This is a genomic window from Paenibacillus zeirhizosphaerae, assembly GCF_030705605.1.
In the GTDB taxonomy this organism is placed as follows: domain Bacteria; phylum Bacillota; class Bacilli; order Paenibacillales; family Paenibacillaceae; genus Paenibacillus; species Paenibacillus zeirhizosphaerae.
Genome location: NZ_JAPCKK010000017.1, coordinates 53,146 through 73,169 on the forward strand (window position 1 = coordinate 53,146; position 20,024 = coordinate 73,169).

At 51.2% G+C, this 20,024-nt stretch carries 20 protein-coding genes; 16 read left to right on the forward strand and 4 right to left on the reverse strand.

Going from position 1 to position 20,024, the window contains the following annotated elements; genetic code table 11:
• Window positions 1-12: 12 nt before the first annotated feature.
• Complete coding sequence (locus tag OIN60_RS14615; protein ID WP_305755615.1) at window positions 13-903, reverse strand: NAD-dependent epimerase/dehydratase family protein; 891 nt, start codon at window positions 901-903, stop codon at window positions 13-15.
• Window positions 904-1,203: 300 nt separating this feature from the next.
• Between OIN60_RS14615 and OIN60_RS14620 the strand changes: the two genes are divergently transcribed.
• From OIN60_RS14620 to OIN60_RS14630, 3 genes are all read left to right on the forward strand, one after another.
• Complete coding sequence (locus tag OIN60_RS14620; protein ID WP_305755616.1) at window positions 1,204-2,244, forward strand: ABC transporter substrate-binding protein; 1,041 nt, start codon at window positions 1,204-1,206, stop codon at window positions 2,242-2,244.
• Window positions 2,245-2,368: 124 nt separating this feature from the next.
• Window positions 2,369-3,310 (forward strand): ABC transporter permease, encoded by a 942-nt coding sequence (locus OIN60_RS14625; protein ID WP_305755720.1) that lies wholly within the window; start codon window positions 2,369-2,371, stop codon window positions 3,308-3,310.
• A complete protein-coding gene (locus OIN60_RS14630) occupies window positions 3,310-4,104 on the forward strand; it encodes an ABC transporter ATP-binding protein (RefSeq protein ID WP_305755617.1) in 795 nt (264 codons plus the stop codon). Before OIN60_RS14625 ends, OIN60_RS14630 begins: the two co-directional genes overlap by 1 nt.
• Before the next feature lie 775 nt (window positions 4,105-4,879).
• Here OIN60_RS14630 and OIN60_RS14635 read toward each other — a convergent pair.
• Together OIN60_RS14635 and OIN60_RS14640 are read right to left on the reverse strand one after the other, a co-directional pair.
• Complete coding sequence (locus OIN60_RS14635; protein ID WP_305755618.1) at window positions 4,880-5,377, reverse strand: GNAT family N-acetyltransferase; 498 nt, start codon at window positions 5,375-5,377, stop codon at window positions 4,880-4,882.
• A 27-nt stretch (window positions 5,378-5,404) separates the two neighbouring features.
• Entirely contained in the window at window positions 5,405-5,827 is a 423-nt protein-coding gene (locus tag OIN60_RS14640) for a chemotaxis protein CheW (protein ID WP_305755619.1), read from the reverse strand.
• A gap of 176 nt (window positions 5,828-6,003) precedes the next feature.
• Here OIN60_RS14640 and brfA point away from each other — a divergent pair, with 176 nt between their 5' ends.
• The 10 genes from brfA to bshB2 all read left to right on the forward strand — a co-directional run bounded on the left by brfA (window position 6,004) and on the right by bshB2 (window position 15,433).
• A complete protein-coding gene (gene brfA, locus OIN60_RS14645; protein WP_305755620.1) occupies window positions 6,004-6,222 on the forward strand; it encodes a ribosome rescue factor BrfA in 219 nt (72 codons plus the stop codon).
• Window positions 6,223-6,361: 139 nt separating this feature from the next.
• Entirely contained in the window at window positions 6,362-7,240 is an 879-nt protein-coding gene (locus tag OIN60_RS14650) for an AraC family transcriptional regulator (RefSeq protein ID WP_305755621.1), read from the forward strand.
• A gap of 358 nt (window positions 7,241-7,598) precedes the next feature.
• Window positions 7,599-8,462, forward strand: a complete 864-nt coding sequence (locus OIN60_RS14655; RefSeq protein ID WP_305755721.1) for an ABC transporter permease — start codon at window positions 7,599-7,601, stop codon at window positions 8,460-8,462.
• A 42-nt stretch (window positions 8,463-8,504) separates the two neighbouring features.
• Complete coding sequence (locus OIN60_RS14660) at window positions 8,505-9,398, forward strand: carbohydrate ABC transporter permease (protein WP_305755622.1); 894 nt, start codon at window positions 8,505-8,507, stop codon at window positions 9,396-9,398.
• A gap of 60 nt (window positions 9,399-9,458) precedes the next feature.
• The gene (locus tag OIN60_RS14665; protein WP_305755623.1) at window positions 9,459-11,087 is read left to right on the forward strand and encodes an extracellular solute-binding protein; all 1,629 of its coding nucleotides are present in this window, start codon (window positions 9,459-9,461) and stop codon (window positions 11,085-11,087) included.
• Between the two features lie 11 nt (window positions 11,088-11,098).
• Window positions 11,099-12,076: an N-acetylglucosamine kinase gene (locus OIN60_RS14670; protein WP_305755624.1), complete on the forward strand. Its 978-nt coding sequence runs from the start codon at window positions 11,099-11,101 to the stop codon at window positions 12,074-12,076.
• Entirely contained in the window at window positions 12,073-13,383 is a 1,311-nt protein-coding gene (locus OIN60_RS14675; protein ID WP_305755625.1) for a 6-phospho-beta-glucosidase, read from the forward strand. The genes OIN60_RS14670 and OIN60_RS14675 overlap by 4 nt, the downstream gene beginning before the upstream one ends.
• A gap of 18 nt (window positions 13,384-13,401) precedes the next feature.
• Window positions 13,402-14,172, forward strand: a complete 771-nt coding sequence (gene bglS, locus OIN60_RS14680; protein WP_305755626.1) for a beta-glucanase — start codon at window positions 13,402-13,404, stop codon at window positions 14,170-14,172.
• Between the two features lie 233 nt (window positions 14,173-14,405).
• On the forward strand, window positions 14,406-14,750 hold the full coding sequence (locus tag OIN60_RS14685) for a YojF family protein (protein ID WP_305755627.1): 345 nt from the start codon (window positions 14,406-14,408) through the stop codon (window positions 14,748-14,750).
• Between the two features lie 23 nt (window positions 14,751-14,773).
• Window positions 14,774-15,433 carry a bacillithiol biosynthesis deacetylase BshB2 gene (bshB2, locus tag OIN60_RS14690; RefSeq protein ID WP_305755628.1) on the forward strand — a complete coding sequence of 220 codons (660 nt, stop codon included), beginning with the start codon at window positions 14,774-14,776 and terminating at the stop codon, window positions 15,431-15,433.
• A 146-nt stretch (window positions 15,434-15,579) separates the two neighbouring features.
• Here the strand turns inward: bshB2 and OIN60_RS14695 are convergent, their stop codons facing one another.
• On the reverse strand, window positions 15,580-16,767 hold the full coding sequence (locus OIN60_RS14695) for a MalY/PatB family protein (protein WP_305755629.1): 1,188 nt from the start codon (window positions 16,765-16,767) through the stop codon (window positions 15,580-15,582).
• Between the two features lie 348 nt (window positions 16,768-17,115).
• Between OIN60_RS14695 and OIN60_RS14700 the strand changes: the two genes are divergently transcribed.
• The 3 genes from OIN60_RS14700 to cysW are packed head-to-tail and all read left to right on the forward strand — an operon-like array spanning window position 17,116 to window position 19,949.
• Window positions 17,116-18,186 carry a sulfate ABC transporter substrate-binding protein gene (locus OIN60_RS14700; RefSeq protein ID WP_305755630.1) on the forward strand — a complete coding sequence of 357 codons (1,071 nt, stop codon included), beginning with the start codon at window positions 17,116-17,118 and terminating at the stop codon, window positions 18,184-18,186.
• A gap of 33 nt (window positions 18,187-18,219) precedes the next feature.
• Complete coding sequence (gene cysT, locus OIN60_RS14705) at window positions 18,220-19,053, forward strand: sulfate ABC transporter permease subunit CysT (protein ID WP_305755631.1); 834 nt, start codon at window positions 18,220-18,222, stop codon at window positions 19,051-19,053.
• Between the two features lie 23 nt (window positions 19,054-19,076).
• Window positions 19,077-19,949, forward strand: coding sequence for a sulfate ABC transporter permease subunit CysW (cysW, locus tag OIN60_RS14710; protein ID WP_305755632.1), 873 nt, complete (start codon window positions 19,077-19,079; stop codon window positions 19,947-19,949).
• Window positions 19,950-20,024 lie beyond the last annotated feature (75 nt).

Sequence of the window (20,024 nt, forward strand, 5' to 3'; positions counted from 1 at the left end):
ATCAATCGCTTCTTATTTGACGTTCTGAGAAATCCAGGATTGGATCGTTTCTCCTGCGGGTTTCCAGCCGAGCAAATTCCGGGCATGAACTGCGCGGACCCGACTGTTTGTAGCAAGGGTATACTGAGCAAATGGCCCCAATTCCTTGACGGCATCATCAAAGGACCAACTGACCGTCTGCCCTCCATATCCAAGGGCTTCACTGATATATTTGGCCAAATCTTTAAACGACTCCTCCCCATTCTCCGCGTAGAAGTAGGATGCGGATGGTGCTTTCTCCAACGCGAGCAGATACAACTGCGCCAGATCCTTAATATGAACATTGGACCAGCGGTTTGCGCCTTTGCCGATATATACACCCGCACCAAGCTCCTTGGATTTACGGATGAGTGGAGGCAGTTGGACACTCTCCCTTGAAAGGCCAAGTGCAGTTCCATAAACCATGGTGGGTACGATCACGATGCTCCGTATTCCCTGGTCCACACCTGCTTTTCGTACCTGCTCATTAATCCTGATATGAACAAGTTCCCTCACAATTGGCGATTCCTCTTCATAGATTTGCTGACCTTCGTAGTCTCCCCTTGCATCATCACCAGCTATACCTGAACCGGATGTATGGATGAATGGTTTCCCGGTGCCCTCCATTGCGTTGATAAATGTATCGATCGCCAGTTGATGACCGGTATCAGCCGTATGAATCACTCCATCGCTCATTTGCGCGAATTTAGTTAGGATTTGCTCGTCTTCCAGCGAACCGATGACAGGTTCTATTCCCATTGCTATAAGAGCATCATTTTGTTCGGCGTTGCGAGTCAACCCGTAAACCGAATGTCCGGCTTCTAACAAAACCTTTGCAACGGATCCGCCAATATATCCTGTAACACCTGTGATAAAAATCTTCATGGTTTTCGTCTCCTTATGTGATTTATTATTCTATATTAACGATATTATGAATCTATAATAACCTTGTTTGTTTTGGAAAGCAAGCCATTATTCCGCACCTTCGCTGAGTATTAAATAAGCCAATTGACGAATATAACATTCCCCCGTAATATTAGAAGATCAACGTCTGTATGTTGCCGAGGGTCAGGGCAGCATTTTTACTTGTTGTATCGCTTTGTCTGATGAAAGCAACGATGCGTAGAAGCGTCGAATTATTTGGGCTGTAACATGACTGTTAACTAAAGAGAGGGGTTAGACAAGATGAAAAAGATGTGGATGTCTCTGACGCTGGCAGGATTGCTGCTGACGGCAGTAGGCTGTGGCAACAATGGCAGCGGCGGAGAGCAGGCTTCAGGAAATGAGCAGAGCGGCGGCAATGCGGAAGGAAAAAACTATAAGGTTGCCATTTCGCAAATTGTGGAACATCCGTCTCTGGATGCCACACGCGAAGGCTTCCTGGCAGGCCTCAAGGATGCTGGGATTGAAGAGGGAAAGAACCTGACAGTGGATTATAATAATGCGCAGGGAGATGCAGCGACGAACCTGTCCATCGCGCAGAAGATTGCAGGCGATGACAGTGATCTTGCGCTCGCCATTGCAACCGCTCCGGCGCAGGCGCTTGTTCAGCAAATTCAGGACAAACCGGTGCTGTTTGCTGCGGTTACCGACCCGCTGGGAGCCAAGATCGTAAGCGATTTGAACAAGCCGGGTGCCAACGTTACGGGAGCTTCGGATACGAATCCGGATGCGGTCGTGCAACTGATGGATTTCGTCGCTACCGAACTGCCTGACATCAAAACCGTCGGTCTTGTCCTCAATGAAGGGGAGCCGAATGCGGTCGTGATGGCGGATAATGCCGAGAAGGCTTTGGGTGCTCACGGAATCAAGCTGATCAAAGCGCCGGTAACCAATACCTCCGAGGTGAAGCAGGCTGCGGACTCGCTGGTCGGCAAGGTGGATGCGTTCTTTATTACATTAGACAACACGGTGGTCAGCGCGGTGGATACGATGATTCAGGTGGCCAATGACAACGATATTCCTTTCTTCTCCAGCGACCGTGACACGGTCGAGAAGGGCGCAATGGCAACGGTCGGCTTTAAATACTATGATCACGGGTACCAGGTGGGCCAAACGGCTGCTAAAATTTTGAAGGATGGCGAAAATCCTGGGGATATGCCTGTTACCTTCCCTGACAAGCTGGATCTGATTCTGAATGTGAAAGCGGCGAAAGAACAGGGTGTTGAAGTGACGGATTCGATGAAAGCCAAGGTACAGGATCAGGCCAACAACATTATCGAATAATAAGCATGAGTTGATAGCTGGTCACGGCCTTCTCATATGGGCCAAAAGTTGAGTAACGAAATTCAGGGCGGCTCCCAGAGACTCGCCCTATCTTTTTTTGTACAAGGAGGTCTCCATTGTGGGTATGCTATGGAATCCGCTAAGCGGGGCAATCGAGCTTGGGCTCCTCTATGCATTGATGGCGCTCGGGGTTTATATTACGTTTCGTATTCTCGATTTTCCCGATTTGACAGTGGACGGGAGCTTTACTACAGGTGCCGCAATTGCGGCTATTATGATATCAAATGGCTCTTCGCCGTGGGTGGCGTGTCTGGCGGCTTTTGTGGGCGGACTCGTAGCCGGGGCATGTACGGGGCTGCTGCACACCAAAGGCAAGATCAACGGGCTGCTGTCCGGGATCTTGATGATGATTGCACTGTACTCCATCAATATGCGTATTCTCGACGGCAAACCGAATATTTCTCTGCTTGGTGCGGATACCGTTTTCTCCGGTCTGCCTAGAAAAGTATGGGAAATTTCGTCGATTGCGCTCGTTATGCTGGTCATTACGATCATTGTGAAAATATTGCTGGACCTGTTCATGAAGACTGATCTCGGTCTCGCGCTTCGGGCAACCGGTGATAACAAACGCATGATTCGCAGCTTTGGTGCCAATACGGATACAACTACGATTATCGGCGTTAGCCTGTCCAACGGACTTGTGGCGCTGTCGGGTGCGTTTATCGCCCAGCAGTCGGGTTTTGCCGACATTACGATGGGTATCGGCATGATTGTGATCGGTTTGGCCTCGGTTATTATCGGGGAAGCGATCTTTGGGGCGCGCACGGTATTCCGTGCCACGCTGGCCGTTATCCTGGGCTCGATCGTATACCGTATCGTTGTTACCTTTGCCCTGCGCATTGACTGGTTTGAAACGTCTGATCTGAAGCTGATTACCGCCATTATCGTCATTATCGCGCTCGTATTCCCTACGGTGCGGCGTGTGCTGAAGCAGAAAAGCATGGCGAAGAAGCGCTCGGCGGAGCTGCTTGGATCGGCCAATCCTAACACGGGAGGCGGACGCTGATGCTGGATATTAAAAATGTGTCCAAGCTGTTCAACCCCGGCACGGTGGATGAGAAAATCGCGCTCATTGGTGCCAATCTGCAGTTGAAGCCTGGTGATTTTGTCACGGTTATTGGCAGTAACGGGGCGGGCAAGTCCACGCTGATGAACATTATTTCAGGTGTGATGAAGCCGGATACCGGTGAGGTCCGCATCGACGGCCAAAATATCAGCCAACTGCCCGAATTCAAGCGCAGCCGCTGGATCGGACGGGTATTCCAGGACCCGATGGCCGGCACTGCACCGACCATGTCCATCGAAGAAAATCTGGCGATGGCCTACATGCGCGGCAAGTCTCGTGGCTTCGGCTTTGGCATCACCGCCGGGAAGCGCACGCTGTTCAAGGAGCAACTGCAGCGTCTTGGCATCGGTCTGGAGAATAGGCTTGGTGCCAAGGTGGGGCTGCTTTCGGGCGGCGAACGGCAGGCGCTGAGTCTACTGATGGCCACGTTCACACGGCCACAGATTCTGCTGCTGGATGAGCATACGGCCGCGCTGGACCCAGCCCGTGCAGAGCTAATCACCACGCTGACGGAGAGCATCGTGCGCGAGATGGAACTGACAACGCTGATGGTCACGCACAATATGGAACAGGCAATTCGCCTCGGCAACCGGCTGATCATGATGGATAAAGGACGCATTATTCTCGATGTGAACGAGGTTCAGAAAAAGGATCTGACCGTGGAGCGGCTGCTCGGCGAGTTCGAGCGGATCAGCGGCGAAAAGCTGGCCGATGACCGAATCGTGCTGGGGTAGATATCAAAATAATAAGATCTAAACCAACCATCGAGAATATAGTGGCATTAGCAGACCCTGGTAAAAGCGCGGTCATACACATGTGGTATGCATTTTGAATCTCATGGTTGGATTTTAAAGTCGATTTTTGCATGATTTAATCATGTAGAGATCGACTTTTTTTCTTTTCAGATTATTATCGACAAGTCACTGCGTAAACTAGGGAACCGCCGTATACCGGACGGTACGTACGGTGGTGTGAAGGTCGGCTATCCAACTAATGGATAGCCTCCTATCCGATTTGGTGGGGGTTAAACACTTGCTTTTGTTATCATCATCATTTTATGGCTAACCGGGTGCTCGATAAGAAAGAAGATAGCATGCTGATCGTATGGGGAGTAAATAAAAAAATATCAAAAATCTACCGGACAGATGGAAAGATTCAAGATTCCTATCCAGCACAAGGAACAGCAACTAAGATCGAAATAGATAGGCATTCGGATCAAGTTAATGAATAAAACGGAGGAGCACATCTATCTGGAGAATACCGGCCGTAACCCGCTGTCTGATGAAGAGCTGGCAAGGCTGCTCGGAGAACGGTTTGATCGGGAAGGAAGAATTTGATCGTTAGACATGCATATGCACGCAGCAGCGGAGAGAACGAAGCAATTCCGGAAAAGCGGAGCGGTCACCTTTGGCCCGGAGGGTCAACAGTGATTGCAGGAATGCTTCGTTCTCGGAGCGCCCTCAGAACATGAAAAATGCAACCCCCCAGTCAATGGTGTCCTGGCATTTGCTATTTTGGTTCCATGAATAGCTGATAGAAATGCACATCATGCCACTCCCCGAACTTCAATCCAACTTCTTTGAAAGCTCCTATGTAGGAAAAGCCGAATTTCTCATGCAACCTCCGGCTCGCCTCATTGCCGCCGACCAGCCCGCTGATGACCGTATGATAGCCGAGAGCCGATGCGCGTTCCAGAATGTCGGTCATCAGAGTGCTGCCGATTCTGCGGCCGCGAAAGCCGGAATCGATATAGATGGATAATTCCGTGGAATAGACGTAAGCCGGTTTGGCCCTGAACGGGCTCAGGCAGGCGTAACCGGCGACCTTGCCGTCCGCCTCAGCCACAATCAACGGATGCTTGTCCCCGTATTTATGAAACCAGACGGTCCGCTCCTCCAGTGTCTGTGCCTCTAGGTCAAAGGTGGCTGTAGAATTCAATACGGCCTCATTGTAAATTGCGAGCATTTCAGGCAAGTCCTGCAGTGCAGCCTCCCGAAGAGTGATCATACGATTTCCTCCAATACGAATAAGTGTCTAGGCTTCGGCTTTGGACAGGGCCAGCAGCGCGTCGATATCCAGCAGCGGAATCATGCTTTCCCCAGATGCCGCAAGGGTTGGAAACACGGCTGTATCCAGCGCTTGCTCCCCGTCATTCTCCCGGATGTCCGTTTCCTCCACCATCAGGGTGTCATCAAACTCCTCGGCCAGAATCGCCACTTTATGCCGGCTCAGCAGTATCATTTTATCCTGCTCGGGCACATCCAGCAGCGACAGATTGAGCATCCTGCGGATATTCAGCACCGTGTACAGCGATCCCCTAACTGTAATCATACCCTCATGCCACGGCTCTGCAAAGGGCATAGGGGTTCCCTTCTTCGCATGCTGAATTTCTTCGATTTCTTGGAAATTTACTCCGTATGGCTTACCAGCCAGCTTAACCACAAGATAAGGTGTCAATGAAAGCACACTCCTTTGTAAAATTTTAATAGGATGCCCTAGGGGCTTGTCTCCAGGTGCTATCGACTGTATATACTACTATTCTATATATCGGCATTTCATCGCTTTCAGTTGATCCTGATTTGATGTTATGATAACAGAGAAACCCAATCCATGTTACAGGAGAGTGAAGGATCATGGCTCGCACCAAAACTCAAAAAGCCATAACCAAAGCAGAGCGTGCGGGAAAGCGCAGCTTTGCGGACAACCGGAGAACGAATGAACAGTACGGCGCGCTGTCGCAGCACGAGCGGACCACCCCAACCAAGCTGGAAAAACTGCATAAGATCAAGCATAAAAAGCGGATCGGAGACGATGGCGCTTTTTTTATTTTTGGGGAAAAGCAAGGGGCATAAAACGCGGAGGGTTTCGTCACTTTCGGGAGAATGTTTGGTCCTGAGCTTGTCCTGAGAAAAAATTTGCTGTAACGCTCCTATAGCAGGGCGGAAAGATGGTATCCTTAATATAATTCATACTGTACAGGAGTGAGTGCTCATGACATTAGCCCGCACCGGGGAGATGATTCCCAGAGAGAAAGTGGTCCTGGACAAAAGATACCCTATTTATATCGCAGATACCATCGGCGTCAGCTCTCCTTACCAGAAGCTGCACTGGCATGACGTGTTGGAGATCAATTATATTAAATCAGGTTCTGGATATTACATTATTAACGGCAAGAGATTTGAATTCCAGCAGGGGGACATTTTGCTGATTAACTCGAATGATCTGCATTGTGCCTATGAGGTGCAGGATCTGGTCATGCAGGTCATTGAATTTGATATGTCCTGGTTTCTCAGCAGCCTGCGCTATGATCCGGAAATCCTTTCGCCTTATAAGGATATGGGCATCCATTTCACCAACCTGCTTGACCGCACCTCGCCGCATATTGAGGAGATGCGCGCGCTTTTGCTTGAGCTGCAGCAAGAACATGAGCAGGCCCTGCCGTCGTATATTTCCATGGTTCATGCCCATCTGCTGCGCTTTCTGTCTTGTGTGAACCGCTATTTCCGCCTGGAGGATGCAAGGCTGATCAGCGCGGGCGTCAGCTCCCAGCAGCTTGAGAAAATGCGTCAGGTCATACACGCCATGGAAGAAAATCTTTCTTACCCATGGACGCTGGAGGAGCTCGCTGCAATTGTATACCTGAGTCCGTCCAGATTCAGCGATATCTTCCGCCGGTCTGTCGGGACATCCCCTCTGGAATACCTGATTCAGCTTCGTTTAGAGCATGCGCTGATGCTGCTGGAGCAAACGCAGATGAAGGTCATGGATATCGCTATGGAATGCGGCTTCCGCAGTCTATCCAATTTCAATCATTTGTTCAAAAAGCACGTCGGCCAATCCCCGAAGCATGCCAGAACACGGCAGAATTAACACACCCTTCACTTCAAAATAAGCATACCTTAATAAAACATCACTCATAGTTAACATATAGAGATAGAATATGCCCCTTTGGGTTCATAACTTTTGAAACTCCAGTAAAATAACGTAACTTTACAGACGTTTAACAGGAGAAAAGAACTGTTTTCGCCCTGTAAAATAGGAAAAAAAGACAGGTTACTTAACGCGGTTGTGACAAGCTGAAGCCGCCGCGAAGTTCCTGTTAAAGGGGGGGACGTTCCTGCAAAGCAGTGTCCGTACAGAGCAGCCATTGGTGGTCGACCCGGAAAGCGAGTCCTATCATAAACCGAGCCTGCTGCTTAGATTCGCTCGGCAGTGGGAAATTCAGTTGATGGTTGTGCCTGCGCTGCTCTTCATTATTGTGTTCAGCTACGTCCCGATGTACGGGGTGCTGATGGCCTTTCAGGATTACAACATTTTCAAGGGTTTTCTGGCAAGTCCATGGGTAGGGTTCAAGCATTTCGAAATGTTCTTCCATGCGCCCGAGTTTTGGAATGTCATGAGGAACACCATCGTCATTAGTTTGCTGAAGCTGCTGATTGGCTTCCCTGCGCCAATTATTTTAGCACTTATGCTGAATGAGATCCGCAGTCGGGTATTCAAGAGGACGATCCAGACCATCAGCTATCTTCCCCATTTTCTGTCCTGGGTCATCGTCTCTGGCTTTGTCGTCTCCTTGCTGTCTACAGATAACGGCAGCCTTAACATTGTGTTGATGAAATTGAATCTGATTGAAGCTCCAATCAATTTCCTGTCGTTGCCCGAATATTTCTGGACCATCCTGGTGACCACCGGAGTCTGGAAGGAGATCGGCTTTGCCTCCATCGTCTATCTGGCCGCGATTGCGGGTGTAAATCCGCAACTGTATGAAGCCGCAGCCATGGATGGGGCAAGCCGTATCCGGCAAATCTTTTCGATTACGATTCCGTCGATTATGCCGGTGATTATCGTATTCATGATTTTGGCCATCGGCAATCTGCTGAATGCAGGCTTTGACGATATCCTGCTCCTTGGCGCCAATCCGGTGCTGCGGGATGTGGGAGATGTAATTGATACTTACGTGTACCGGGTGGGGATTCAGAATTCGCGTTATTCATACGCCACCGGTGTTGGATTATTCAAGGCCTTGATCAGTGTCGGTCTGCTGGCAGCCGCCAACTATGCCGCCCGCAAATCCGGCAACAGTCTGTGGTAATCCGGGAATGGTGCAGGAGAGCCGACAGAGAGGAGGAGATGGATGAAGCTGACCTTAGGAGATAAAGTGATGACGCTTGTCATCTATGTATTATTGACATTGCTCGGGTTTGCCGCTTTTTATCCGTTTTGGAACGCTGCGGTCATCTCGTTTAATGACGGGAACGATACACTGCGGGGAGGAGTTACCTTTTGGCCAAGAGCCTTTACGCTGGAGAACTATGCGGTGGTGTTCAAGGATAAGCGGCTGATTGACGGGTTTATCATTTCGGTGCTGCGGACCGTGATCGGGACGGTACTTTCCATCCTGGCCACTGCAGTTTTCGCCTACGGCATGACCAGGCGAGAGTTGATGGGGCGCAAATTGTATATGATCCTCTGTATCATTACCATGTACTTCAGCGGAGGGCTTATTCCGACCTACCTGCTCATCCGCGAGCTGCAGCTTATCGATACGTTCTGGGTCATGATCATTCCCGGTCTCATCAGCGTATGGAACATGATTATTTTCAGGACGTTCTTTATGGGCATGCCTGACGGTCTCGATGAATCAGCCCGTATTGACGGTTGCTCGCAATGGGGGGTATTCTTTCGGATTATTCTGCCGCTGTCCGGGCCGGTTATGGCGACTTTGTCCTTGTTTACCGCGGTCTATCATTGGAATGACTGGTTCGCCCCTAGCATTTATATCTCCAATCTGGACCTGCTGCCGATTCAGACCAAGCTGCAGCAGATTCTCAACTCGAACATTATGACAGAGCAGATGTCCCAGATGGATTCTGCGGCTGCAAGCCACTTGAGCAAGATGAAGAGTGTGACCACCAAGTCGCTTTCGATGGCTACGATGATGGTGGCCACAGTACCGATCCTGCTGGTGTATCCGTTTGTGCAGAAATATTTCGTTAAAGGGGTCATGATCGGATCATTGAAGGAGTAGCCTGCTCCATCGACGGCGCTTCATTCGGTCTCTGCAAGTGCATACAAGGGGGAAGGTACCATGAACTATTGGAAAAAGAAAACAATGCTGTCTTCTTTGTCAGTTCTGCTTGTCATGATACTCGGTTTAACCGGATGTTCGGGCTCGGGCGGAGGCGAGGAAAGCTCCTCAACCGCTGAAGGTGAACCGGTTACACTGGGGACGGATCCATTGAACTTCTCGTTCTACGGTCATTACGACTGGTACACGATGCCTGTGTGGGGCGAGGATCTGGCGTCCAAGTGGATTCAGGAGAACAAGAAGGTAACCGTTGAGCCGATCAGCTCGGGAGGCAATGCCAAACAAAAGCTGAGCACGATGATCGTCTCGGGTGAGCTGCCTGATGTGATCTGGCTGGAGCGGGGCGCTGATGTTGAGAAGCTGCGCGCAGCCGGCATGCTGGTTCCGCTCGATGATTATCTCGATAAATATCCCAACCTGAAGAAATGGGCGGGCGAATCCACATTGGATATGCTGCGTTCCTCGGACGGCAAGCTGTATCAGTTTCCGAACTGGTATACGACGCAGCCGAACGGCAACGCCGGGTATGTGGTGAACAAGAAAATTTACGAGGATCTCGGCTCGCCTTCGTTGGAAACGACAGATGATTTCTACGCCTATCTAAAGCTGGTTAAAGAAAAATATCCTGATGTCGTGCCATTCGAGGTCGGTGAGAAAGCGGATGGGGTTGATATTCTGATCACCGCCTTTGCTGAAAATCGCCCGTATTTATTTAACACCATGATGGCTGTGCCCAACGGGGACCAACTGACATCTATTTTCAAAGACCCTGCTTTCCGTGAAGGGCTGCAGCTTGCGAACAAGCTGTACCAGGAAGGTCTGATCACCCAGGATGCGTTCACCCAGAAGCCGGAGCAGATTGAGCAGAAGATCCGAAACGGCCAGGTGGCGGTGTATGCCGCATCGAGCCCGACGGAAGACGGAGCTATCGGCAATGCGATCCTGTCGGCTGAGGACCCGGGTGCAGGTTATTTCATGGTCTGGCCGATTCATAAGCAAGGCCTCGACAAGAATAAAGTGTATCCCGGTGATTATAAGCAGCAGGGCTGGAACGTAAGCGTCATCACCCAATCGGCTAAAAACCCGGAAGCCATCTTCGCCTTCCTGGATTGGATGACAGGGCCTGAAGGGCAGCGAATCATTATGTGGGGGCCGGAAGGCACCTTCTGGGATGGTGTTGACGAGGACGAGGCTCCATTGTTTACGGAGAAATACCTCACAGATACCAAGGCGCGTGACGAGTTCATGCACTCGACCGTGGATTTGCAGTGGGTCGGCAATACGGTGTATGTAGATAAGTCGAAGATGAAATTCGAATCGACACTGCCGCCGGAAAAGCAAAACTGGGAGTCTCGCTGGCAGTCTGAGATTACATGGAAGACACAGTACAATGCAACGGAATTTACCAACCTTGATCCTGCTGGGGATTCAGATGAAGGCATTGTAGCGCAAAGCGTACTGGATATTTATGAGAAAGCCTTTGCTTCGGCAGTCATGTCCGCCAAATCCGCAGATGAAGTGCTTGCGGTTCTCGACAAGGCGGAAGCGGACGCTCAGCAGGTCGGATATGACCGGTTGCTGAAATACAAGACAGACAGATGGCAGGAGAATCTAAGTAAGCTGAAATAGGAGAGAGTGCTTTGAACTATTACTTGGGTGTAGACGGCGGTGGCAGCAAGACCCTGGCTGTCGTGTCAGATGAGCAGGGACAGATTGTGGGCAGAGGGATGAGCGGATGCGGCAACCATCAGGTTGGAGTTGAGCTCGCCCGCCGCAGCATCCGTGAATCGGTCACGGAAGCCCTGTCACAGGCAGGGCTGGTGAAGGAGCAAATAGAGTATGCCATGTTCGGGCTTGCAGGAGCGGACCGCGAAGCGGACTTCCGCATCCTCAGACCGATGATGGCCGAGATGAACTTTCCGGCCTACGATATCGTATGTGATACGGTGATTGGTCTTCGGGCCGGAACGCGGCAGCCGGATGGTGTGGTCGTCGTATGCGGCAGCGGTACGAACTGTTTTGGAGTTAATAAGCATGGAGAATCGCTGCAGTGCGGCGGATTCGGTTATACGTACGGCGACTTTGGGGGAGGTGGTGGCCTCGCGGTTGAGGTGTTCCGTACCGTCATCCGGGCCTGGGAAGGCAGGGAGGAGCCCACATTGCTGACTGGAGCAGTGTTGAAGATGCTGGGGTATCCTTCAGTGGAGCGCATGTTCCATGATTTTCTGGACCATGGCAAAGACATACCGAGGCATCTGACCAAGCTGCTGTTCCAGGTAGCGGAGCATGACGAAGCGGCACGGCGTATCCTGCAGCGGCAAGGGGAAGAACTGGGCATCGCGGCTGCTGCGGTTATTCATAAGCTGGATATGATGCAGGACAGCTTTGATCTGGTGCTTGTCGGCAGTGTGCTCACTCGTGGTGATAGCCGGTTCGTAATTCCTTATATCGAAAAAATTGTGAAGACAGCCGCACCAGGCTGCAGTCTGCGCAGATTGGCAATGGAGCCGGCGGCCGGGGCCGTTCTGCTCGCCATGGAGAGAGCGGGGCGCCAGGTGGCCGAGACGGTATATGAACGTCTGGACGACGGTTTGTCGGTGGAGGAGGTTGGAGCATGAACGAACAGTTAAAAATTGCAGTGATTGGCGGCGGATCATCTTACACACCGGAGCTGATTGAAGGATTTATACTTAATTATGAAACGCTCCCTGTGACGGAGATTGTACTGGTGGATATTCCGGAGGGCTTTCATAAACTGACCATTGTCGGACAGCTTGCTGAACGAATGATTGCAGCATCCGGTCTGCCGATCAAGCTCAGAATGACCATGGACCGCCGTTCGGCGCTAGAAGGAGCCACCTTTGTCTCCACACAGATGAGGGTGGGCTTGCTCGACGCCCGTGCCCGGGATGAATCCATTCCGCTCAAGTATGGCATGATTGGACAGGAAACGACTGGGCCGGGCGGCATGATGAAAGCGCTGCGTACGATTCCGATTTTGCTGGATCTCTGCAAGGAGATGGAAGAGGTATGTCCGGATGCCTGGCTGTTGAACTTTACCAATCCGGCCGGAATGGTAACGGAAGCCATACGCAAGCACTCAAGCATCCGCTCGGTAGGCCTATGCAACTCGCCGATAGGAGCTTACAAGTGGCTGTCGTCGCTCTACAATGTCCCAATCAGCCGTATTCACTGTGAATTTGTCGGATTGAACCATCTGCACTGGATCAGTAAGATTACGGTAGACGGCCAATCGAAGCTGGCAGAGCTGCTGGACAACCGTGAGGGCTACTCGGCGAAGAATGTTCCGCAGTTTGCGTGGAACGGTACGTTGCTGCAGTCGATTGGGGCGATTCCTTCCTATTATCTGAAATACTTCTATCTACAGCGTGAAATGCTTGCAGAGCAGATGGAAGCGGCTGCGAAAGGAGAGAGTCGGGCCGAAACGGTGAAGCGTCTGGAGAGCGAGCTGTTCGAGATTTATCAGAATCCGGATTTGAAAGAGAAGCCTAAGCAGTTGGAACAGCGTGGCGGAGCTTACTACTCGGAAGCTGCTGTGCATTTAATGAATTCTTTGTATAATGATGCCGGAGACACTCAAACGTTAAATGTTTCCAATCAAGGAATATTAGACTTTCTGCCAGACGACGCCTGTATTGAAGTGAATTGCACGGTAACGAAGGATGGACCCATTCCTCAACCGCTTACAGTTATTCCGAATGCGGTTAAAGGATTGATCATGGCGGTCAAAACCTATGAGCAGCTTGCTATTGAGGCCGCTGTGACCGGGGACCGGGGACTGGCGCTTTCAGCGCTGGCCCATCATCCTCTGACCAGTTCCGTCAATGACGCCGAACGGATGCTTGAAGACATGTTGGAGCAAAATCAGCAGCATCTCCCGAACTTTTTTCAGAAAATCCATTAAGAAACGGAGTTGTTCGTTATGAAAAAGGGCAAAATTCACCAGAGAATACGCAAAGGATTGGCAGGGGTGTTGGCTTGCAGCAGTCTGCTGCTGGCTGTGCCGGCATCCGCGGCGGGTGCATTTAATGAACCTTTGAATGCAGTGAATGATGATCGCTTTTACACATCGGACGGCTGGGGAAATGGTGATGATTTTGGCGTCTTCTGGCAGGCGGATAATATCGAATTTAGCAATGGCATTATGGCGCTCAGACTGGACAAAACGGGCTGCCCTGCGGGCTGTGACGGAAAGCCCTATGCTTCCGGCGAGTATGCCACGAATGAGGATACCTACGGTTACGGGCGCGTGGAAGCGCGCATGAAGGTGGCCAAAGGAACGGGACTTGTGACTTCACTGTTCACTTATTCTGATCCGACTGGACAAGGCCTGAACGACGAGATTGACATTGAAATCCTGGGCAAGGACACAACGAAGCTGGAGACCAACTATTATACGAACGGTGTGGGAGAGCATAGTACGGTGATTGATTTGGGGTTCGATGCATCGCTTGCTTTCCATACGTATGCGTTTGAGTGGTCTCCGACCTCGATCAAATGGTATGTGGATGGCAAGCTGGTTCATACCGAGAACGGATCACGCGGCAAGCTCCCTTCCAGACCAGGCCATATTATGGTGAATTTCTGGGCTGGTGCGAATGATGCGGCTAAATACTGGACCGGGGACTTCGTTTATCCGGGCTCTCCTGTACGTGCATACTACGACTATATCAAATTTACCCCGGCACCATAATATAATGTGAAGCCTTGTTCAGATTGGACATTGGGAACTGCCCTCCGCGCATCAATAAGACGCGGGGGGCAGTTTTTGTGGGGACGGCTTATGCCGCTGCAATCATCGATCTAGGAGTTTTTGTATCCGGTATGCTAAAATGAATTCATGGGCAAATGAGCATTCATATTGAAATAGCATTGCTCATCGGCTTAATAAACAGCTTTTCGCTTGCGGGATATGGAGGGAATCACATGCAGTTAATCGATCAGGAGCAGATACAGCTTAGGATTGACGCTTTAAAGGATCAGGACATATATCTACATCTTGAAATGACCATGGGAGCGTATGCTTCTCATCTGGACAGCACCAAACATCCTGCAGCCAATTTTATTTCCAACGCCAAAATCCGTTATTCCAACGGAACTATAGCGGGAAGCCGGCCTTTCCGTGTCGGATTGAAGATCGCTGAAGGCTGGGTGTATGCGGAGGGGTTAACCCACTGGGATGAGCAGGAGACCGAGCGGCTTATTTTGGCCGGCCATGATGCCCAGGGTAAGCTGGTTGTCGCACTGCAGTTGAGCAGAACGCCGTTTTGAGAGCAAAGGAGATGAAGCATTCGATGAATCAGCGCATTCTGGTTATACTTCCTCATCCGGATGATGAGGCTTTTGGTCTGGCAGGAACGCTGGCCAAGCGGGTTGATGAGGGCTATCAGGTGACGTATGCTTGCCTGACCTTGGGAGAAATGGGCCGTAATATGGGCAACCCTCCTTTTGCCAACAGAGTAACACTTCCGCAGATCCGCAAACTGGAGCTTGAGGAATCCGCCCGTGCTATTGGCATTCAGGACCTGCGCATGCTCGGTTTTCATGATAAGACGATTGAATTCGAGGACCAGGAGCGGCTGGACGGCGTGATTCGTGGTCTGCTGGAGGAGCTGCAGCCTTCGCTGGTGGTTACCTTTTATCCGGGGTACAGCGTTCATCCGGATCATGATGCGACAGGTGCAGCCGTCATCCGCACGATTCAGGGCTTGCCTGCAGAGCAGCGGCCGGTCGTGCATTGCCTGGCATTTTCGAAAAACTGCCAGCAGGTGCTCGGTCCGCCTGACGTAACTGACGATGTCAATGATTATCTGGAGCCCAAGATGAAGTCTATTCAAGCCCACCGTTCCCAGTTCCAGATCGCCGAGATGCTTGGCGGCAAGAACCCGACTCATGAGGAGATCCAGGCTCGTTTTGGAACAGAGCACTTTTGGACTTACAAATTTGATGTTTAATTAGCGTAGATTGTACACGGCCGGAATGGCCGAAAAGAGGAGCGTATCAGGTCCATTGACCTGGCGCTCCTTTGTTTAATATGTTAATCAACCGACGTTGTGGCATTTATAAGTATCTGGCTTAAAACCAAAAACTCTGGGCCAGGCTACTTTTCGTTCAAGATGGTGGTCGCCCGGACTGCCGCCTCCAGCCGCCGCATTGCTTCCTCTACAGTAGCACGCGTGCAGCCGAGATTCATCCGCATAAATCCGTTCCCGTCTGTACCGAAGGAATCACCGTTGTTCAAACCAAGCTTGGCTTCCGCGATAAGGAACGTGCTGAGCTCCTTTCCTTCCAGGCCGAGGGCGCGGAAATCCATCCACAGCAAATAAGTTCCTTCAGGACGCCATGCCTTTACCTCAGGCAAATGCTGCTGACAAAAATCGCGCACATAATCCATATTTCCCCGTACATGCACCAGAAGGGCATCAAGCCATTCGGCTCCCTCGCGGTAGGCTGCTTCTGCAGCGGCCAAACCGAGGGGTGTAGCGGCACCCAGTGCATGCTTTTCCAGCGCTTGGCTGAACTTGGCACGGAGCTCCTCGTTTGGAATGACCATGTTGGCAGTGTTCAAGCCGGCGATGTTGAATGTTTTGCTCGGGGCGGTACAAATAATGCTGCGCTGCGCCGCATCCTCCGATAAGGATGCGAACGGAATATGGCTCCCGGGCTCAAAAACCAGATCGGCATGTATTTCATCCGATACGACCAGCACATTCCACTTGGCGCATACTTCAGCCAGTTGCTGCAGCTCCTGCTTTGTCCACACACGTCCTACAGGGTTATGGGGACTGCACAGAATCAGCAGCTTGACTTTGCCGCCGGACATCTTATTTTCCATATCTTCAAAATCCATGCTGTACCGTCCGTCCTGCTCCAATAACGGGTTACGCACAAGCTCCCGCCCATGGCTTTCGACGACATGGTAGAATGGCGGATACACCGGGGTTTGAATCATGACCTGATCTCCCGGCTCCGTAAATTCTTCGACAATTAGACTGAGTGCCGGAACGACACCGGGACAGAGCTTAATCCATTCCTGCTCAATGCTCCAATTGTGACGGGTCCGCATCCAGTTGATGATCGATTCATAGTAAGCTGGCGAAGGATAGGTATATCCGAATACGCCGTGTTCCACTCGTTCGCGTATGGCGCGGATTACAGCCGGGGGTGCCTGAAAATCCATATCCGCTACCCACATAGGCAGAACGTCCTCTGTTCCAAATATAGCCTCCCGGTTATCCCACTTATAGGAAGCGGTGCGGGTGCGGTCAATATGCAGATTAAAATCCATGTCTATTCCTCCAGTATTAATGTATGCAGGTTCTGCTTTGTTGAGTGTACTGTACCAGTATAAAGGATTACGGAGGCATTAGGAAAATGGAGAGCAAAAAAATTCTTTACACCATCCCGGGTTTTTCATACAATAGGCATATAACATACTAATCGGGTAGGAATTATTGAAAATCAAAGTTCTCACCGTACAGACGGAGGAACTCCTGAGGCTGCACCGGGCTGGCACGATCCTAGAGATCGGTCGGGATCGTCGTGCTGTCATCAGGATTCTTGCGTCTTTTTTCTGCCTGTACGCAGCAAAATGGGTTCTCTGCAATCAATCAGAGTAACTGGGGGAGAGATTTGTATGAAAAAGAGGTATAAACAAAGCATTTTAATCAGTTTATCGGTCGTAGTAACAGCTTTATTGGCCGCTTGCGGAGGCAATGCAGCGAAAAATGATGCGGCGGCGTCCCCAGAAGGGGCAAGCGGTGCAGCATCTGCAGAAGTAGAGCTGTTAAATGTATCTTATGATCCCACACGTGAGCTTTATGAAGCCTATAATAAAGCTTTTGCAGCCCATTGGGAGCAGGAGGAAGGACAGAAGGTTACTATTAAACAGTCGCACGGCGGTTCAGGCAAACAGAGCCGCTCTGTCCTCGACGGTCTTGAGGCGGATGTAGTCACCCTGGCGTTAGGATATGATATCGACGCGCTTCAGCAGAAGGGGATTATTCAGGAAGGATGGCAGAGTAAGTACGAGCATAACAGCTCGCCCTACACATCAACCATTGTGCTGCTGGTGCGGGAAGGGAATCCGAAAGGCATCAAGGATTGGAATGATCTAATCAAGGATGGTGTCGAGGTGATTACCCCGAATCCGAAAACCTCAGGAGGAGCCCGTTGGAACTATCTTGCCGCCTGGGGCTACGCGTTGAAGCAGAACAACAATGATGAAGCCAAGGCCCAGGCATTTGTAAAGGAGCTCTTTACGCATGTGCCTGTTCTGGACAGTGGCGCGCGCGGCGCGACGACCACCTTCGTGGAAAGGGGAATCGGGGATGTGCTGATTGCCTGGGAGAATGAAGCGCTGCTATCGGTGCAGGAGCTAGGAGACGACAAATTTGATATTGTCTATCCGTCTGTCAGCATTTTGGCGGAACCGCCGGTAGCCGTAGTGGATAAGGTTGTTGATAAAAAGGGCACACGCAACGTGGCGGAGGCGTATTTGAAATACTTGTACAGCGAGGAAGGACAGACGATTGCCGCCGAAAATTACTATCGTCCTACACTGGACAGCGTAGCTGAACGGTTCAAGGACAGCTTCCCGCAGCTTGAATTATTCACGCTGCAGGATGTATTCGGCACATGGCAGGAAACACAGGAAAAGCATTTTAACGACGGGGGCATTTTTGACCAGATCTATGTGCCTCAGTAAAGGCATGCAGTACCGTAAAGGAGTGTTTCCAGAATGAGAGGAGCACACGCTTCCCGCAAAAAGGTGCTGCCAGGCTTCGGTCTCACGTTGGGATACAGTGTGTTGTATCTCAGTCTGGTCGTATTGCTTCCCCTGTCGGCGCTGCTGCTGAATTCAACGGGGCTGACATGGACCGGGTTCTGGGAGGCCGCCCTGGATCCGCGTGTGATTGCATCCTATAAAGTCAGCTTTCTGTGCTCGGCGGCAGCCGCTTTTGCCAACCTGTTTCTTGGCCTGCTGCTGGCATGGGTGCTCGTACGTTATGAATTTCCCGGGAAAAGAGTATTTGACGCTATTATTGATTTGCCGTTTGCGCTGCCCACCGCCGTGGCGGGAGTAGCGCTTACCGCGCTCTATTCACAGAACGGATGGATCGGCTCCATTTTTGAACCGCTCGGCATCAGATTGGCTTTTTCACAGATTGGCATTACGCTGGCGTTAATGTTCATTGGTATTCCTTTTGTAGTACGCACCGTGCAGCCGGTGCTGGAGGAGCTGGAAGCGGACACGGAGGAGGCGGCGGCCACGCTTGGGGCCGGAAGATGGCGCACCTTTCGCAGCGTGATTCTGCCGGAGCTGATCCCTGCGCTGATTACCGGATTTGCGCTGGCCTTTGCCAGAGGGATTGGGGAATACGGTTCAGTCGTATTTATATCCGGCAATATGCCGATGAAAACGGAGATTGCGCCGCTGCTGATCATGTCCAAGCTGGAACAGTATGATTATGCCGGTGCTACAGCCGTTGCGCTGATGCTGCTGGGAATATCCTTCCTCCTGCTGCTCTGCATCAATATGGTTCAGCGGCTCTCCAGGAAACGGATGGTCTAAGGAAAGAGGAGGCTTAAATCCATATGACAGATTCCGCTCAGGTGCTGCCTGGCTCGCAGATCCCGTCGAGGCCGTACGGGAGAAGCGCAACCACCGAGGCCTTATGGGTCAAGTGGGTACTGATTGGAGCTGCCTTTGTGGTGCTCTTGTGGCTGCTTGTGCTCCCGCTTGCGGTCGTGATGTCTGAAGCATTGAAGCAGGGGTGGGAGGTATATGCGGCGGCGCTCCGTGACCCGGACGCGCTGTCTGCGCTGCGGCTGACTCTGCTCGTGGCGGTAATTACGGTTCCGCTGAATACGGTCTTCGGCGTAGCGGCTGCCTGGCTGGTGACCAAATTCAAGTTTCGTGGTAAGGGCATTCTTGTTACACTGATCGACCTGCCTTTTGCCATTTCACCGGTGGTCGGGGGAATGATTTATGTGCTTATTTTCGGAGCGCAGGGCTGGTTCGGTCCGTGGCTGGAGGAGCATGATATCAAAATTATTTTTGCGGTTCCCGGTATCGTCCTTGCCACCTTATTTATTACGTTCCCCTTTGTAGCACGGGAGCTGATTCCGTTGATGGAGGACCAGGGAACTCATGAAGAAGAAGCGGCCGTCACACTCGGAGCTGGGGGATGGCAGGTGTTCTGGAGAGTTACGCTGCCCAATATCAAATGGGGACTGCTGTACGGGATCATCCTGTGCAATGCGAGGGCCATGGGTGAATTTGGTGCGGTATCGGTTGTTTCCGGCCATATCCGCGGTGAAACGAATACGCTGCCGCTTCATGTCGAGATTTTGTATAATGAATATCAATTTTCCGCTTCCTTTGCGGTGGCTTCGCTGCTGCTGCTGTTGGCCCTAGCCACCCTTGTGTTGAAAAGCTGGCTTCAGCGCAAAAAACTCCAGTCCTAAGGCTTGGACACCATTGACACCTGATTTTGCAGCATGTTAAATTATAAACCAAGTATATGGGTTGGATAACAATGT

Coding starts and splice junctions, on each gene's coding strand:
- cysT (WP_305755631.1), top strand. CDS start 18,220: ATGAGAGGAGCACACGCTTCCCGCAAAAAGGTGCTGCCAGGCTTCGGT.
- bshB2 (WP_305755628.1), top strand. CDS start 14,774: ATGAATCAGCGCATTCTGGTTATACTTCCTCATCCGGATGATGAGGCT.
- brfA (WP_305755620.1), top strand. CDS start 6,004: ATGGCTCGCACCAAAACTCAAAAAGCCATAACCAAAGCAGAGCGTGCG.
- bglS (WP_305755626.1), top strand. CDS start 13,402: ATGAAAAAGGGCAAAATTCACCAGAGAATACGCAAAGGATTGGCAGGG.
- OIN60_RS14685 (WP_305755627.1), top strand. CDS start 14,406: ATGCAGTTAATCGATCAGGAGCAGATACAGCTTAGGATTGACGCTTTA.
- OIN60_RS14700 (WP_305755630.1), top strand. CDS start 17,116: ATGAAAAAGAGGTATAAACAAAGCATTTTAATCAGTTTATCGGTCGTA.
- OIN60_RS14615 (WP_305755615.1), bottom strand. CDS start 903: ATGAAGATTTTTATCACAGGTGTTACAGGATATATTGGCGGATCCGTT.
- OIN60_RS14635 (WP_305755618.1), bottom strand. CDS start 5,377: ATGATCACTCTTCGGGAGGCTGCACTGCAGGACTTGCCTGAAATGCTC.
- OIN60_RS14655 (WP_305755721.1), top strand. CDS start 7,599: ATGGTTGTGCCTGCGCTGCTCTTCATTATTGTGTTCAGCTACGTCCCG.
- OIN60_RS14675 (WP_305755625.1), top strand. CDS start 12,073: ATGAACGAACAGTTAAAAATTGCAGTGATTGGCGGCGGATCATCTTAC.
- OIN60_RS14630 (WP_305755617.1), top strand. CDS start 3,310: ATGCTGGATATTAAAAATGTGTCCAAGCTGTTCAACCCCGGCACGGTG.
- OIN60_RS14695 (WP_305755629.1), bottom strand. CDS start 16,767: ATGGATTTTAATCTGCATATTGACCGCACCCGCACCGCTTCCTATAAG.
- OIN60_RS14660 (WP_305755622.1), top strand. CDS start 8,505: ATGAAGCTGACCTTAGGAGATAAAGTGATGACGCTTGTCATCTATGTA.
- OIN60_RS14650 (WP_305755621.1), top strand. CDS start 6,362: ATGACATTAGCCCGCACCGGGGAGATGATTCCCAGAGAGAAAGTGGTC.
- cysW (WP_305755632.1), top strand. CDS start 19,077: ATGACAGATTCCGCTCAGGTGCTGCCTGGCTCGCAGATCCCGTCGAGG.
- OIN60_RS14620 (WP_305755616.1), top strand. CDS start 1,204: ATGAAAAAGATGTGGATGTCTCTGACGCTGGCAGGATTGCTGCTGACG.
- OIN60_RS14625 (WP_305755720.1), top strand. CDS start 2,369: ATGCTATGGAATCCGCTAAGCGGGGCAATCGAGCTTGGGCTCCTCTAT.
- OIN60_RS14665 (WP_305755623.1), top strand. CDS start 9,459: ATGAACTATTGGAAAAAGAAAACAATGCTGTCTTCTTTGTCAGTTCTG.